General features: G+C 37.9%; 16 protein-coding genes. 4 read left to right on the forward strand and 12 right to left on the reverse strand.

What is annotated here, in order from left to right; translation table 11 throughout:
* Positions 1-140: 140 nt before the first annotated feature.
* From NON16_RS13815 to NON16_RS13830, 4 genes are all read right to left on the reverse strand, one after another.
* Entirely contained in the window at positions 141-1,148 is a 1,008-nt protein-coding gene (locus NON16_RS13815) for a FecCD family ABC transporter permease (protein WP_257349835.1), read from the reverse strand.
* On the reverse strand, positions 1,145-2,152 hold the full coding sequence (locus NON16_RS13820) for a FecCD family ABC transporter permease (protein WP_257349836.1): 1,008 nt from the start codon (positions 2,150-2,152) through the stop codon (positions 1,145-1,147). The genes NON16_RS13815 and NON16_RS13820 overlap by 4 nt, the downstream gene beginning before the upstream one ends.
* A gap of 147 nt (positions 2,153-2,299) precedes the next feature.
* Complete coding sequence (locus tag NON16_RS13825) at positions 2,300-3,229, reverse strand: iron-hydroxamate ABC transporter substrate-binding protein (RefSeq protein WP_257349838.1); 930 nt, start codon at positions 3,227-3,229, stop codon at positions 2,300-2,302.
* A complete protein-coding gene (locus NON16_RS13830; RefSeq protein ID WP_257349839.1) occupies positions 3,180-4,025 on the reverse strand; it encodes an ABC transporter ATP-binding protein in 846 nt (281 codons plus the stop codon). Before NON16_RS13830 ends, NON16_RS13825 begins: the two co-directional genes overlap by 50 nt.
* A 517-nt stretch (positions 4,026-4,542) precedes the next feature.
* On the opposite strand from NON16_RS13830, the gene NON16_RS13835 reads away from it, so the two are divergent.
* Complete coding sequence (locus tag NON16_RS13835; RefSeq protein ID WP_257349840.1) at positions 4,543-5,607, forward strand: NAD(P)/FAD-dependent oxidoreductase; 1,065 nt, start codon at positions 4,543-4,545, stop codon at positions 5,605-5,607.
* A gap of 316 nt (positions 5,608-5,923) precedes the next feature.
* Here NON16_RS13835 and NON16_RS13840 read toward each other — a convergent pair whose 3' ends face one another.
* The 8 genes from NON16_RS13840 to NON16_RS13875 form a co-directional block, all read right to left on the reverse strand.
* Complete coding sequence (locus tag NON16_RS13840) at positions 5,924-6,346, reverse strand: hypothetical protein (RefSeq protein WP_257349842.1); 423 nt, start codon at positions 6,344-6,346, stop codon at positions 5,924-5,926.
* Positions 6,347-6,443: 97 nt separating this feature from the next.
* On the reverse strand, positions 6,444-7,538 hold the full coding sequence (locus tag NON16_RS13845) for a hypothetical protein (RefSeq protein ID WP_257349844.1): 1,095 nt from the start codon (positions 7,536-7,538) through the stop codon (positions 6,444-6,446).
* A gap of 217 nt (positions 7,539-7,755) precedes the next feature.
* Positions 7,756-8,196, reverse strand: coding sequence for a DUF5085 family protein (locus NON16_RS13850; RefSeq protein WP_257349845.1), 441 nt, complete (start codon positions 8,194-8,196; stop codon positions 7,756-7,758).
* A gap of 1 nt (position 8,197) precedes the next feature.
* Positions 8,198-8,647 carry a DUF5085 family protein gene (locus tag NON16_RS13855; RefSeq protein ID WP_257349846.1) on the reverse strand — a complete coding sequence of 150 codons (450 nt, stop codon included), beginning with the start codon at positions 8,645-8,647 and terminating at the stop codon, positions 8,198-8,200.
* On the reverse strand, positions 8,644-9,486 hold the full coding sequence (locus tag NON16_RS13860) for a hypothetical protein (protein ID WP_257349848.1): 843 nt from the start codon (positions 9,484-9,486) through the stop codon (positions 8,644-8,646). The genes NON16_RS13855 and NON16_RS13860 overlap by 4 nt, the downstream gene beginning before the upstream one ends.
* A 14-nt stretch (positions 9,487-9,500) precedes the next feature.
* Complete coding sequence (locus tag NON16_RS13865; RefSeq protein ID WP_257349849.1) at positions 9,501-11,006, reverse strand: LXG domain-containing protein; 1,506 nt, start codon at positions 11,004-11,006, stop codon at positions 9,501-9,503.
* A 47-nt stretch (positions 11,007-11,053) separates the two neighbouring features.
* Positions 11,054-11,338, reverse strand: coding sequence for a YwqI/YxiC family protein (locus NON16_RS13870; RefSeq protein ID WP_257349851.1), 285 nt, complete (start codon positions 11,336-11,338; stop codon positions 11,054-11,056).
* Between the two features lie 23 nt (positions 11,339-11,361).
* Positions 11,362-11,736 carry a DUF5082 domain-containing protein gene (locus NON16_RS13875; RefSeq protein WP_257349852.1) on the reverse strand — a complete coding sequence of 125 codons (375 nt, stop codon included), beginning with the start codon at positions 11,734-11,736 and terminating at the stop codon, positions 11,362-11,364.
* Positions 11,737-12,208: 472 nt separating this feature from the next.
* Here NON16_RS13875 and NON16_RS13880 point away from each other — a divergent pair, with 472 nt between their 5' ends.
* From NON16_RS13880 to NON16_RS13890, 3 genes are all read left to right on the forward strand, one after another.
* A complete protein-coding gene (locus NON16_RS13880) occupies positions 12,209-13,633 on the forward strand; it encodes an aldehyde dehydrogenase family protein (protein ID WP_257349853.1) in 1,425 nt (474 codons plus the stop codon).
* A gap of 924 nt (positions 13,634-14,557) precedes the next feature.
* On the forward strand, positions 14,558-15,061 hold the full coding sequence (locus tag NON16_RS13885; protein WP_257349855.1) for a DUF6398 domain-containing protein: 504 nt from the start codon (positions 14,558-14,560) through the stop codon (positions 15,059-15,061).
* Positions 15,062-15,386: 325 nt separating this feature from the next.
* Entirely contained in the window at positions 15,387-16,421 is a 1,035-nt protein-coding gene (locus NON16_RS13890; protein ID WP_257349856.1) for an ABC transporter substrate-binding protein, read from the forward strand.
* Positions 16,422-16,428: the final 7 nt, after the last annotated feature.

Genomic DNA, 16,428 nt, shown 5'->3' on the forward strand with positions numbered 1-16,428 from the left:
GAGGGCAGTCACATAAGTGTCTGCCCTCCTCTCTAGTTGCATTTTTTTACACGTTAAGAAAGTATAAAAAATACTTTCTATAGTATAAGCGCAACTAAAGCGATCGCCTGCGCTAAGGCTTAGCGCTAGCCAAGTTTTCTTTATTTTTTCAATAACAAATACATAAAGTAAGGTGCACCTATCATTGCGACCATGATTCCTGCAGGAATACCAGTAGGCTCAAGTATATTACGTCCGATTGTATCTGCAAGCAATAACAACCATCCGCCGATCAGAATTGCAACAGGAATGAACATTTGATTTCTAGGCCCTACGATCGCTTTTGCAATATGCGGTGCCATGAGACCAATGAAGGCAATACCTCCAGTGACTGAAACGGCAGATGCTGCAAGTGCGACAGCGGCTAAAAGCATTACGATACGTTCCTTTTCAATTGATACGCCTACTCCGATCGCCACAGGTTCGTTCAGCCCAAGAATATTCAATCGATTCGCCTTATATAAGGTAAATGGGATTAGTATAGCAAGCCATGGAAGGAGTGCCCATATAAAAGGCCAATCCGTACCCCAGATGTTTCCGGCTAACCATTTTGCGATGAAATCCACTTTTACTCGTTCGGCTGAGGATATTAAGACGATCATGATCCCTGACAGTGCCATCGAAAATCCGACACCAATGAGGACTAACTTCACTGGTTGGAGCCCTGAGCTTTTATTATAAGAAAACACATAAATCAGGAATGTGGTTAATATGGCACCGATAAATGCGACAAGTGGAAGCATGTAAACAAAAGAACCTGCATCTATTGGGAAAAACAGAAAGAAAACGGTAATCGCAACACCTGCTCCAGAGTTGATCCCGATGATCCCTGGATCTGCTAAATCATTTCGTGTGATCCCTTGTAAAATCGCACCAGATACAGCAAGTGCCATGCCAGCTAACACAGTGATCAAAATTCGGGGCAAGCGAATCTCAAATAGGACAAAGTTTTCTTTAAACGTCCCTTGACCGAGAAGGGTAGGAAAGAGCCTGTCATAAGTAAGTGAGGCATATCCCATTCCTGTGCCAATAACGAATGTAATCGCAATGAGTGCAAGAAGAACAATAATCGTGATGCGTTGCTTTCGAATTACTGCAGGATTAATCATGAGAAAGCCTTACCTCCTTTTCGAACAATGAATAGGAAGAAAGGAAGACCCAACATCGAAACAATGGCCGCAACAGGTGTTTCATACGGTGCATTGATTGTACGGCTAAGTGTGTCTGCTAGCAGCATGAAGGATGCCCCTAAAACTGCAGACATCGGCAAAATCGCGCGGTAATCTGTTCCGACTATCCCTCGAACGATATGCGGAACCATCAAACCGATGAAGGCCATATTGCCGACAAGGGCAACGGATGCACCAGCGAGCAGGATGATGACAACAAAAAGAACGGCTTTGATTTGTGTGATCTTTTGTCCTAATCCAACTGCAACTTCTTCGTTCAAACTAAGTATCGTTAGCTGTCTTGAAAGGACTAGAGAAATCAATATGCCGATCGAAATAAATGGTATAAGGACTTGAAGTTGATTCCATGTCGTTCCGATAATGCCTCCAGCAGTCCACATCGATACATCTTTTGAAATTTTAAAATAAATACCAATACCTTCTGCAATCGCATAAAGAAAGGCAGAAACTGCAGCCCCTGCTAATACAATACGAAAAGGGGAGAAGCCGCCTCTTCTCATTGTACCCATTCCAAATACCATAATTGCTCCTACCGCCGCTCCAATAAAACAAGCAATCATAATACCGAAGTAATTCGCAGCAGGTATAAACGCTATGGTAACGGCAAGTGCCGCATTAGCACCAGCAGTTAGCCCAAGTAAGCCTGGGTCAGCAAGCGGGTTTCTTGTAATCCCTTGCATGATCGCACCGGAAACCGAAAGTGCCGCTCCAACAAAAATGGCTCCAATTTCTCGTGGTAAGCGAATTTCACGGATCATCAATGTCGTATCGGTTAACGTCTGTGATGTCAGTGCGAGCAAAACGTCCTTCGTACTCGTATCGGCTGCCCCTAATACCATTGCAACGATGAAAGATCCGACGAACACAAATACGCTCAGGACCAGCTTTAAGATGAATGAAATTGTTTTTGGTTGTTGAGTCATGAGAATCGCAACTTTCTTATAATGAAATATTAGAAAAGGATGACTCAGTCACGGAGTCAGGCTCTAACACAACATTTTGCAACTCCTTGCCTATATGTTGTGTCACATGGGAGAGCCAGACACCTATGAGTCACCCTCTGCAACATATTACTTGCCAAGAAATGCTTCTTTAAAGAAATCCAGCTGATACTCTAATGTGATCGGATCGTTGAAATAGAATTCCTTCGCATTCACTTCAAATACTCGGTCATTTTTAACGGCTGGAATGTTCTTATACGTTTCAGTTTCTTGGAATGAATTATCTGTGCCTGGGTTTTTACTGAAAATGATATAGTCTCCTGCATATTCAGATAGAACTTCGGGTGATAGGGCATAATAGCCTTGTTCGAGTGCTGCTTCTTTCACTTTTTCAGGCATTTTCAATTTCATTTCTTGATACAAAATTTCAGTTCCACGTCCCCAGTTGTCACCGAAGACGTAAAGTTGCTTTTCAAAGTTTTCGATTACAGAAACGGTTGCATCTTCACCAATTTTAGCTTTAATGTCTTCTCCAGCTGCTTTGGCACGTTTTTTGAAATCTTCGACCCAACTTTTTGCTTCTTCTTCTTTATTTAGTAGTTTTCCTATTTCGATGTGCTGGGTTAAATAATCGACTTTTCCGTATGTAAACGTAACAGTCGGAGCAATTTCCTTCAATTTATCAACGTTTTTAATATTCGATAATCCAATGATTAAATCTGGATCCAGTTCAATGATTTTTTCTAAGTTCTCATCTGTAACTTCTTCAACATCTTTCAATTCTTCTTCAAAATTTGGATTCATTTTAGACCAGGAATCTACACCAACAAGATTGACGTCTAAAGACATTACATTTCCAGCGAAAGTCGAAAGGACGATAACACGTTTAGGATCAGCAGGAACTTCCACCGGTCCATTTTCAGATTGGTATGTAATCGTATTTGATTTGTTTTCTTCATTACCTTTTGAATTGTTGCTTCCTTCTTCTGATGAACCACTGCTACAAGCACTAATAAGTAGAACCAACAAGAGTGCGAATGGGATCAATCGTTTTTTCATATTTGTTTTCTCCTTTTAGTAAGTTGTATGTGAAACACATCGGCTTATTTGTTCGGGGGTCTCGACCGATTTCAGCATCAATTTGAAAGACATCTTTTAGAACGTCGTGCGTAATAACCTCTTCATAGTCGCCTGCTTTCACGATTTGTCCGTCCTTTAGAGCGATGATATAGTCAGCAAAACGGGCAGCTTGGTTTAAATCATGAAGAACCATGATGATCGTACGTTCTTCTTGGACATTCAGGTCTTGTAATAGTTCCAAAACCTCTAGTTGATGAGCCATATCCAAATAGGTGGTAGGTTCATCAAGGAAGATGATCTCCGTTTCCTGTGCAAGCGCCATTGCAATCCAAACACGTTGGCGTTGGCCGCCTGATAAGGAATCTACTGGACGGTACTTGTAATCTATCGTTCCAGTAACTTCAAGAGCCCAATCAATCACCTCGTAATCTTTTTTCGTTAAACGTCCGAATCCTTTCTGATAGGGGAAACGGCCGTAGGATACGAGTTCACCAACCGTTAATCCACTTGCACTTTCCGGTGTTTGGGGAAGGATCGCCATTTTCTTAGCGAGCAGCTTCGTATTTTCTGTAGTGATATTTCCTCCATCTAAAATAACCGATCCGGATTGATGTGAAATGATACGAGTAATAGCTTTCAATAAGGTGGATTTACCGCAACCATTCGGACCGATAATTGTGGTGATTTTTTTATCGGGAATTTCTACGCTGAGATCTTTGACAATTAAACGTTCACCATAGCCGATATTCAAGTCTTCCGTAAATAGGCGAACCATATATTTAACCCCCATTAATTGAAAATATGTATCATTGATAATGATTATCAGTATCGATAACAATATTAACTATAAGGTTATATATTTCTAATGTCAACCTTTTTTAGGGGGTACGAAAGTATAAAGTTTTGCTGCATAGAAGCAATGTCTAGCTGAAGCGCCCAGGTACTCGAGGTCGCTTCGATTTCTGACATCACGATGGAAAACGCGTTCTTGTCCAGAAATCTCCAGCGCTTTTCGTACCTAAACAGGGCGCTTCCGCTTTTCTTGAAAGGTAAGAAAGTATAAAATTTTGTAGGCATAGAAGTGATGTCTAGCTCCAGCGCCCAGCCACTTGAATCACTTCAGTCCTCCTGCGGCGGCAACAGCCTCCTCGTCGGTCTTCCAGTGGCCTTCGTTGCTAAACAGGGCGCTTGCGCTTTTCATGTTGGAAAAACTATTGAACAATTGTATGAGAAAGTGTATATTTAATTGAGAATGATAATCAATTACATTTGGTTATAAGGGGTGAACGGAAATGGATAAGCATGAGGTTTATGATGTAACTGTGATTGGAGGGGGGCCTGCGGGACTTTACTCAACTTTTTATAGTGGACTCAGAGAAATGAAAACTAAAGTTATTGAGTATCAATCACAATTAGGTGGTAAAATACATGTGTATCCCGAGAAAATGATTTGGGACGTTGGTGGGCTGACGCCTATTACGGGAGAAAAATTAATCCAACAGCTCGTGGCTCAGGGACTAACATTTGATCCAACCGTAGTTTTAAATGAAAAAATAGACTCGATGACACGCAATGAAGAAGGTGTTTTCGTATTACATGCTGCATCCGGGCAAAAACATCTTTCAAAAACAGTTATCGTTGCTGTTGGTGGTGGAATCTTGAACCCTCAAAAACTAGAAATAGAAGGTGCAGAACGATTTGAGGTATCTAACCTAAATTATACAGTGAAGTCTTTAAAACGGTTTAAAGACAAAACGGTGATCATTTCAGGTGGTGGGAATTCAGCGATAGATTGGGCTAATGAGTTAGAAGCCGTCGCCAAAAAAGTGTATTTAACCTATAGAAAAGATGCTTTAACAGGACATGAATCACAAGCAACGCAACTAATGAACAGTTCTATTGATTGTTTCTTTAATTCTTCGATTACTAAACTAGTAGCTGATGTGAATCATGAAGTCATTGAACGTGTTGAACTTACTAATAATAAATCAGGTGAGGCTTCATATTTATTAGTTGATGAAGTGATTATTAATCATGGGTATGAGCGTGATACGACATTACTCGAAAATAGTGGAATTGAAGTTGAAATTGCAGATCATTATTTTATTGCAGGTAGTGCTAACAGTGAATCATCAGTAGAAGGCCTTTATGCTGCTGGAGATATTCTAAAGCACGATGGGAAATTGAATCTGATAGCTGGCGCTTTTCAGGACGCAGCTAATGCTGTGAACAAAGCAAAAAAATATATTCAGCCCAACGCGAATCAAGTCGCTATGGTGTCATCACATAATGAAGTCTTTAAAAAGCGTAATAGAAAACTAGTTGAAAGCATGATGAAGTATCCGTATGGTATTTAAATAGATGAGAAAACAGTCACTTTCCTTTATATAAGGAGAGTGACTGTTTTGCGATTATAAAAAAGAAGTTAAGGATCAGCTTTTGAATAAGAAAAGCAGTTCATTTGAATACCATTACGTGAAGAGTGAAATAGATAAGGGTCAAGATTTTTCGAAAATATACCTACCTACTCTACTGCAGAACTCGGGGAGAATGGATACCACTACATTATTAACATATTAAGTATAGTATATCGGTAATATTCATCCAAAGAATTGGCTTACAGAACGAAAACTATTGCACCGGGGTGAGAGTTTTACCACCGCGGTTCCTTGTCTACTTGCGGCGATACTTCCCCTTAGACTTCGATACTTTTTCTCTTCTTAATTTGTTGATTACATCAAAATTGAACCAAAAAAACAAAGAAGCTAAGGAAGAGAGGGTAATAATTATTCCTCCAGTTGTTTTTGAAGCAGATGTTTGTCCGGTGATAATTATTAACGACATTAATAGGAAAACTATCGTCATTAAACTTAGCAAACCATAAATAAAGTACTTTCCTGGATAAGAAATATTGTATTTACTCATCCATTTTAAAAGTAAATAAACCATTAAGATATGTACTACAAATACTATGAATGCAACGCCAAGTTTGTCCTTATTCTGAAACAATTCCATTGTATCAGAAAAAAAGACTACCAAGAAAAAAAGGGAAAGGTATTGTATTATTTTTATAATTATTAATTTGAACGCCTGCATTATTTCATTCCTCCTGACTTAAAATATGTAGGCATTTTTTTTCGCCTCAACTTCTTCAAAGTGTTCAATTAGGTACTTAATAATAGCGTCTATATTATCAGCATGAAACGCGGTGTGATTCAGGTCCAAGTCGATAATCTTCAGTGGAAAAATGTAAATCGAGTGTGTGGATCATATTAAACATGTTTTTGATCCAATGTTTTTTCTTATACTCTGTCATTTTCCTATAAAGTTCCTTATAAGTGGCGCTAGTAATAAGAAAATATGGGTATTGTTTTGGTTTTATTTTTTCTTTTATTACTATCTTTTGCTCATCTGTTAGATGTTCTTGTTTTAAAATCGAAATGCCAAGATCGCTAGCCTCAGTATAATATCCAATTTTATTGATCATAACCTCAATTTCATCATCAGAAAGCTCATCGTTTAAATCTAAAATAATGACCTCGTACCGGAATTTAGGGTTGATAATGATTGGATTGTCATCCTCATTTAACTGTTCAGGAGAAATAGACTTCCTCTCCTTTTTTGGTAAATCTAATTCAGGGTATTTGTCTTTTAATGCTTGTTTATTTTTTACCAGAAAATAATATTGATGGATGTATTTTATACAAAAGATCGGGTAAAGGATTAAGAAACACTCGCCTCCTAAAAGAATTAGAGCACCTGTGTAATTACCATAAATTACTGGAAGTACAAATTGCACAGAATAGAATAGTAGAACAGGAGAAATAGCAAATAATATAGTCCAATTCTTTCTCGAACCATCATTAGGTAATTTCACCTTGCCATTGACATATAAAAGATGAAAGGATTGTATATAAATAATGCTAAGAACAAATAGAAAGAATGCACTATAAAAGAAGGTAAATGTGCGAAGCCCCATAATATAGTACAAAACTTCTTGTATAACAAGGAACATAATAAAGGATGTAAAGAGACCCCAAGTACCAAAAAATAAATAAAAGGACATTTCAAAACGGTATGGAGCAATTATATACAATAATGCCCAGACATTAATGATAACCCCTAGGACTAATCCAAACGGTAATGCAAACGTTAACTGAGAGGGAATAAGCAAACAATAAAGACCGAACAAATCGGTGAAAATTAGAACAAATAAAATGACCTTTTTTCGGATTTCACTTGGATGTTCATCAATTGATAGATATTTATCATAAATTTCTTTATTCAACAAAAGCCCCTGCCTTTTTAAAAATCTCACTAGCTTTGCATTGATTTAATCTGAATTGGTATCAATATTACTCAATTTTTTCTACTTAAAAAATTATTTCAATCAAAGATTATTGTCGGTTAAATCCAAGATCTATTTTATTTTAAGGATGTACTGTACATAAAATTGAGACCTGTATTAGAATACAAGTCTCACCTTTTAAAATATAATTGTTTCTCTACACCGATACACCCACTTTTATAAAAACATACTGGAGTGTATCGTCGCCTGTTATGATATGAAAGAAGGGTGTTACCTGGTTTAGATTTTGTTTTTCGATATACTCTAACAACATGTAGTAAGCTACTTCCGTATTCTTTTCAAATTGATCATATAAACAGATTGAAATCATATCTTCAATAGAGTAGTAGCTATGAAAATACATATCTTTATTTAGTTTTATGCTGTCTTCTTTTATTGACATGAAAAAATCGGCATCTACGACTTCATCCATCGGTACATTGTTCATTGAATAGAATAACGGCCCTTTGATCGTTGCTTTTTGTTGTACCAATTCATTCAGAAAGCGTTTTATAACATCATCAATATCGTTGTAATGGAAACGATACTTTTTTGAAACAACATTTGTAAAACGGATAGAGTCATTTGGATTGATCATCTTACCCCTCCTTTACGATTGGAGAGTAAATATCAATGATCCCATCCCCGTACACGTCTAAATAAATGTTGTAGAATGGCTCTTCTAATTCCAACTTAAATGCTTCGGCACTGGCTCGAAGCAATTCGTTAGACTCTTCAATGTCATCGTCTAAGTCGGCATGTCTTAGCGTTAAACCATCATCAAATTTCCATTCTTCGTAAAAACGATATTTGTCGTTTTTATCAATTTGTAAAGGTACATTTACTGGTAAATAGAAGGTGTAATCAGCTTCATTAGCCGTTTTATCAAAATTGGAGATTTTGAAAATCAATGGGCCTGTACAGTAAAGCCCATTCTTAATAATTGCATTTCTAAATTCCCTTGCTGTATAGAACCATTCATCTGTTTTACACCTAGATGTTGTACTGATCACATTGTGAAAAGCGATTGGAGCCCTCTTTATTTTCATCTCTTTCTTCCCCCAGCCCTTTTTTTCCTAGTATCCTTCTTATTCATCTTTGTTTGTTTTGTTTGCTTGTTGCCCGAATGAGAATTCCCTGAATCTTTTAAGCGGTTTGGCATTGGGACATGAAACGATTCAAACCTGAATTTACAATATGTAAGTAGAAAAAACTCCGGCCATGCGAAAGCAATTGCGTATTGGAGAGAAACACAAAGGAAAAGAAAGAAAAACAACTCAATCATAGTTCCAAAATTATTTGGTGTATTGGAAAGCGTTCTTACAATCGCTCCTCCTAGCATTGTAGCACCGAATATGATGGGCAGACTAACATGTGCTTTTGATTGTTTAAAATTGTACAATCCTCTGCCGTCTTTACGTAACTCACCTTTTTGAACTCTTTTAATTCCTCTAATTGTTGATATAATCAAGTAGATAAGTCCACCTAATGCTAAGAATATTGCTGTAGTTGTCATAAAATTTGGTGCATCTCTATCTTCACAAAGTAGGAAATAAACTGGGTAGATATCAACTGATAATTTCAGTGAAAAAATACTTAACAAAACGCATTGTAATTTTTGGTATTTATAATAATTTTTTTCAGAGGTAAAAAAAACTGCAACAATAAATTGAATGACTAAAAAGGCAATCAGGACTTTAACAATAATTGGCCAGATGGGATTATTCACATAAATGCTGTAACCAGATCCAAAATTAACTACTGCAGTCATTATCCCACTGATTATGAATGCTGCCCAAAAAAATACAGGAATTCTGTCTGGACTTAACCGATCTATTGAAACTATGTCTATCTTATAAAAATCCTCTTCACTACATTGCTTTAACATACTAACTTCCTCCACTACCAAAATATACTATCGAGCTTATCCCCAACACTTTCGATGCAATCCCCTAGTTCATCCACAGCTTTGTTGGCTAATTTTTTCGTATGGTCAACAATACTTTCTGGTGGATCACCAAATTTCACGTTGACTGCAGCATAGACTCCTGCCCCTACAATAGCACCTACGACTGTACCTGCAGGCGGTAAGAAGAAGGAACCTGCTGCTGCACCTGCGCCCATGGCTGCTGCGCCCGCACCTACATCAACTGTCGTATCAACTAGAAATTCCTTGGTTTGTTTTCCACTAAAACTTAATTCACCTATGTTTTCATCATAGAAACTACTCCTTGCGTTATCATATACATCAAGTCCAATTCCTAGTATACCAGCACCTTTACCGAATTTGGTCAACTTGGAAGCATCTGTCCAACCTTTAAAGCTTTCCCATACCTTCATTTCGCCTTTAAAGGTGTCTTTGGCTACCTTCATAGCTGGTTCATCTAGGCGCTTGATGTAGCCCCCCATATCGTCGAAGTTACTGTTAATAAATTTATTACTACTGGATTTAATTCTTTTTGATTTTCTTTGATCGTATAGTAGTACACCGTCATTGACTAGCCCTGTAACATATTGACGGCTCCACTTCCCTGTTCCACCCATATGTTTTTTAAGTAGTTTACGATATTTTTCGTAATCATGTAAATTATTTATTTCCCCGCCTTTGATTTTTATAAATATCTTTCCATCTTTCTTAAATAATTTAAAGCTCAGGTCACCTGTTTTTAACAGTTTACCAGAATTCGCTATAGCCCCAGAAAAGCTTATCGTTGTATTCCTAAGTAAGGTGACTAGACCGTATTCTTCAATCATTTCCTCTAACGTATCCGGTTTAAGGGCTTCTCCCACTTCTGTTAGTTCTTTTTTACTTAGGTAAATCCCGTTTCCTGTCCAGCCTTGAATTTTTCCAGTGAAACTTTTCGCTTCCTGCAAATCATTAGCAGGGGATTCCAGGGTAGATGTACTATTTCCATCCACACTTCTTAAGTCGTTGGTCGTTTTTTGATTGTGTTGCTTAGAATTACTTATAGATGTATCAAATTGTGTCGTATTAATCGGGATAACGGAGACTAAATCATTTACTGTATTCAATTGACCATTAATGTTTTCTACGATGTCATGAGTAAGTTGTTCTACATTAGTAATCCCGTTTCTGACATCTTGTTCAATAAAGTCTTCCCGAACGAGCCCATCATTTGATTCATAACGCTCAACGATTCCTTTAATATCATTCAACTGCTGGATATAGTTTTCTAGAAAGTCCTTAATTAACAAAAGAGCAGGGGTTTGAACAACCATAAAGTGTTCTCGAATTGCATTTCCACCCTCACCCTTTAAAGCGTCTTCTAAATCGGTCACTTTTTTTATCGCTTTTAAAATGTTGATAAGCTGTTCTTTCTCTTCTTCTTTTTTTCTTATTATAAGATCAATCCCACTAGAGACTTCGGATACTTTCAATACTTTCATAGTCCGGACTCCTTATATATATTTACACCGCATTTTCTTTTAATACCTTATCGAACTGGACCCTTCTTAATGTCGTTAGCAATGTTCTCCTCACACTGGATAAAGGAGCTAACACTTGACCATGCATCACTCTCTGCTTTTATTAGAAGAGTTTTGTATTGATTAATTGTTTCATAGTATGTAGCTTCAATTTCTTCTATCTTTTGTATGAAATCTAGTTTAGATTCGTTGAATTCTAGATTCGGCTTCACGGTATCTAACTCGTTAGTTCTTGATTTGAGGTCATTGAAGACCGGTTCTACTGTACTTTGTTCAATTTTAATTTCTGGCATTTAGACAACCCCTGTCATTCACTTTAAAATTGACTGATTCTGTAGTTCTTAGATGTGATGCTATTGGAATAACCGCTGTTCGCACTCTCTAGCTGGGCTATTTTCCCCTCAATCTCTGACAAAATGTCCTCAACTTGTTGGGTAATAATCGCCATATATGATTGCTCTATATTCGTACGTACGTTTAAAAACTCAGTTGCATGTTTCCCGGCCCAAGTAGATGGAGAAAGTTCGGGGTCAGAAATAAGCTTTTTATGTGCGGAAAGATCCCCATGTTCATTTGTTATGTAATCTCTTGCTTGTCTTAACCGCTGCAATTTTTCCTGGTTTGCTTGCATATTATTTTGAAGAACGGAAATGTCACTTCTCAAATTCGCAATTAATCGTTCATTTTCCAACAATTTGTTCACCTCACTTTGGTGATTTAGTACCTATCTAATTGTACACATTTGGTTCGAGTAAATAAACCATAAAAAGGAAAAAAGATGTCTGTTTGGGTGAATATCATGGATATTGCAGTATAATGAACTTATTACAAGGTTAAGTTTGTTTATTTCTACCAGAATAGAGGTGGTGGTATATGAGAAATCGATTACTTAAGAGATTGTCCTATCTGTATTCTGGTGAATTAGCAGCGATCATAGTCTTTATTTTTACCAGCTATGTTGCATAGAGAAGAAGTTGAAGAAGGCAAGCTTAAGAAAAGATTTTGAGAGATTAAAAAGATAGTCGGGGAATAATAATTAATGAACCTAGAACTTAATGAAACAGGCCGGACCAAAATGTTTTAGAATAACATTCAAGGGTATATATAATTGGGGATAAACTAATAACAAATTATTCTACTCACAAAGAAAGGAATTATTAAATATGCGTAATGAACTTAAACACTATATTAATGGGGAATGGGTCGAATCTACTGGTACTGAAACGATGGAAGTTATTAATCCTGCAACTGAAGAAGTTATAGGTCACATTAGCTTGGGAACAAAAGAAGACTTGGATCTTGCAGTACAAGCAGCACGCGAAGCTTTCCCATCCTTCTCCCAAACATCAAAAGAATACCGTATTGATTTGTTAGAAAAGATTGCGGATGAATATGAGAAACGTAAAGATGATCTCATTGAAGTGATTACAGAGGAACTTGGCTCTCCGCTTTCCATTTCTGAAAAGGTTCACTATATGATGGGTTATACTCATTTTAAGCAAGCAGCCAAAGAACTAAGAGACTTTTCTTTCATAGAGAAACGCGGCAATTCGACAATAATAAAGGAAACAATTGGTGTCAGTGGACTGATTACACCTTGGAATTTCCCGACTAATCAGACTTCCACCAAAATTGCAGGCGCGTTTGCCGCAGGTAGCCCAGTTGTTTTAAAACCAGCGGAAATCACTCCGTATGCGGCGATTATCCTTGCTGAAATTTTCGAAGCGGCTGGCCTTCCTAAAGGTGCATTCAACCTTGTCAATGGTACTGGTGATGTGATTGGAAATGGCATCAGTTCACACCCAGACATTGATTTTGTTTCCTTTACGGGTTCAGGTGCTGTTGGACAAAAGGTCATGGAGAATGCAGCTAAAACAATTAAGAAAGTAGCACTTGAACTTGGTGGTAAGTCACCACTTATTGTTCTAGAAGATGCCGACATCAAAAAAGCGGCGAAAATTGCTGCTTCACATATCGCCTTGAATACAGGGCAAGTTTGTACAGCTGCCACACGTATCCTAGTACCTAACTCTATCAAGGAGCAATTTGAGGAAGCTGTTAAAGCAGTCTTGCCAAATTTCCCTGTTGGCGATCCACAAAAAGAAACATTTATCGGTCCCCTAGTTGCAAAAAAACAATGGGATAGGGTTCAGGAGTACATTGAAAAGGGTATTGAGGAAGGCGCAACATTACTCACCGGCGGTACAGGTAAGCCAGAAGGACTTGATAAAGGTTATTTTGTCAAACCAACCGTTTTCACCGATGTTAAAAATGACATGATCATCGCACAAGAAGAAATCTTTGGTCCTGTCATGTCTATTATCACATATGACACCGTTGATGAAGCGATTGAGATTGCCAACGATACCGTGTATGGTTTAGCGGGTTATGTGGTCGGTGAAGATCCTGAGACTTTGCAAAAGGTTGCATCAAGCATTCGCGCTGGTCAGATTACAGTGAACAAGGCTAAACCGGACTTTTCTGCACCATTTGGTGGCTTCAAGCAATCCGGAATCGGCAGAGAGTGGGGTAACTTTGGGATTGAGGAATATCTCGAACCCAAAGCCATTATGGGTATGCCTTCATAAAACAATTAAATTAAAGATGGTTAGACCGAGTAGATTGTCTACTCGGTCTTTTGGTGTGCCTAGCGGTTGCAGTCAACAGTCTAGTTGGTTCAAATCCGTGGAATGCGGTGTATTTAAAATCGCTCCGATAATCTATAGTTGCATATTAATTAAAAGAGAAGCATGAAACCACATTTGAATTAAAAGGTGGAAAGAGCTGTCCGAAAAGTTATGTAAAGAGTCTAGGATATAGAAAAATGTTTTATGATCATACAACTGTAGATGGAAATAAAGCAGAATAATAAGTCGAAAAAGGAAAGAGGACTATAGTCACCCTCCTACCGATTTTTCATGTCGTAATTGTGGTGTTAAATCGTGATGTTTTTTTAACTCGATATGTGTGATTTATTAGTGGGATATGGCTAAAAGGGGAAATCGGAAGTCATAAGAGTTATGCAATTAAAGCAAGCGTGTAGGATAAGTTGTCCCTTGATCGCATCCCGGACGATTTAATTAATTTATCATAATTCATTCCTTTTAACAGGAAACCATTTGCGCCATAAGCTAATCAAGATCAATAACAATTTGCAAACCTTCCTTCATGAGCGTCTGATCTTCAGCGATAAATATTGAATGCGCTTTCATGAATTCTCTCTCCGTAGATGTTACTCGCAAAGCCTTGTTTATACATCTCTGTTTTTCTTGTTCCTAATGAATTATTTTATGGTAATATGGTGCTAAGTTTTCTGTCTTATGGATAAAAATCCAGATAAGGTTCAAGAAGAAGAAAAAATCTTACAAGCAATGAAACAATCAGATGAACTACTCTATTCCAATAGCCCCTTCTGTGTTTAATAGCGGTATCCCATCTCTTCTGTTAAAAGATGTGATGAATCTATCTAGCAAGTAGCGATATACCATAAGTGATAGAAAGGAGAAGCACTAATGAAAAGTAAATCATTAACAGTACCAAAAGGAATGCAAGAAAAGTACAAGGAAATCACACAAATAATTAAGGTGTTTTGTTCGGAAAACTTAAATGAAGAATATGAATTGTTGTGTTGTCAGCTGACTGCCGCATTAAGCCGTAAACGCCCCTCTCCTCTTACGAAAGGGAGAGCAAACACTTGGGCATGTGGCATTGTACATTCAGTAGGCACGGTGAATTTCCTATTTGATTCTTCTCAAAAGCTTTCAATGAAGGCAAAAGATTTATCTGGAAAGTTTGGAGTGAGCACTAGCACGAGTAGTACAAAATCAAAGCATATAAGGGATATTATGAAAATGGGTATGTTTGACCCGGATTGGACGTTACCAAGTAAACTAGAGAACAACCCAATGATATGGATGGTTTCAGTAAATGGGTTTGTAATGGATGTCCGAGGTGCGCCAAAGGAAATTCAGGAAGAAGCATTCAGAAAAGGATTGATCCCATATCTACCAGAATAGAGGGCAACGTTAACTGACATTTTTTCGAGATTAGCTTAGGATTTGTAATTCTGAACAAAAAGATGATAGTACAGAGACCAAAATGACCAATGGCTGACGCCTATTGAGTTATTCTTGGTCTTTTTTTCGTTCTATATTTCTAAAAACATTTCGTTTACCGGAATATAACAATATCTTTACACATAAACGTAGAACAAGCTGTCTTCAATTTTACATTCATTCATAAACTGAAGAATTGCTAGCTGGTCGGATGCACAAAAAAATAGATCGGTTTCTTTAAAGTTGTTTCCTTTATAAAATCATTTGAATTTGAGGGGGATGTTTTGTGAAAAGGTTTCTGTCCGTTTTTGGCTCAATCATCGTTGTTTTTAGTTTGGTATTAATTACGGCATGTTCTTCAGACAGTTCTTCAGGGGATGGTGACGATCTAGGAAGTATCACGTTCTATTCACCTGAAACTCCTGATATGACGAAGGAAATTGCCGAGGCTTTTGAAAAGGCTTATGACGCTAACGTGAATGTACAATACGCGGGAACGAATGTATTGGTAAACCGGATGATCGCTGAAAAAGGTAACCCGAACGGTGACGTTTGGTACGGAGGGGGAGGTCTTTTACCTTTTGAAGCGGCTGCAGATAAAGGAATCATCATGCCATACACACCTGAAACAGCTAAGGACTGGGAAGTAACTGAAAATGGCATTAAGAAGAGGGATGAAGATTGGAAATGGACAGGTGCAGAAATCTTCGTCCTCGGTTTTGTATACAACACGGATCTTGTAAGCGAGGAGGAAGCACCGAAAACATGGGAAGACTTACTAGATCCGAAATGGAAAGGTAAAATCCAGTTCTCGAATCCAGCAGCATCTGGTACTGCAACCCTAATGGTACTAAGCCAGATGATGGTAAGAGGTGAAGATGAGGGTTGGGACTATTTTAAAAAGTTATACGAACAAGCAAATGCAACTCCAGATTCAGGTGGTGCTCCAACAAAAGCTGTAGCCATGGGTGAGGCCCATATCGGAATTGGCTTTGATTTTATGGCCTATGAACAGAAGGCTAAAGGAGAAGCGATTGACTTTGTCGTACCAGAGAAAACAGCTGTCTTGGTAAACCCTGTTTCACTCGTTAAAGATGGTCCTAACCCTGAAGGTGGAAAGAAGCTGATCGATTTCCTTTTATCGAAAGAAGGGCAAGAAATCTTGGCGAATTGGTACCACATCCCAATCAATCCAGAGGTTGAATCGAAGACTCCACTGACTTTGGAAAAGGTCAAGCCACATGCGATCGATCTAGATATTAAATGGGTTGTCGACAACTACGACAGAATACGAAACGAGTGGAAGGAAACGTTCCAATAGGGATAGG

The sequence above is a fragment of the Pseudalkalibacillus decolorationis genome, from assembly GCF_024609785.1.
GTDB lineage: Bacteria > Bacillota > Bacilli > Bacillales > Fictibacillaceae > Pseudalkalibacillus > Pseudalkalibacillus decolorationis.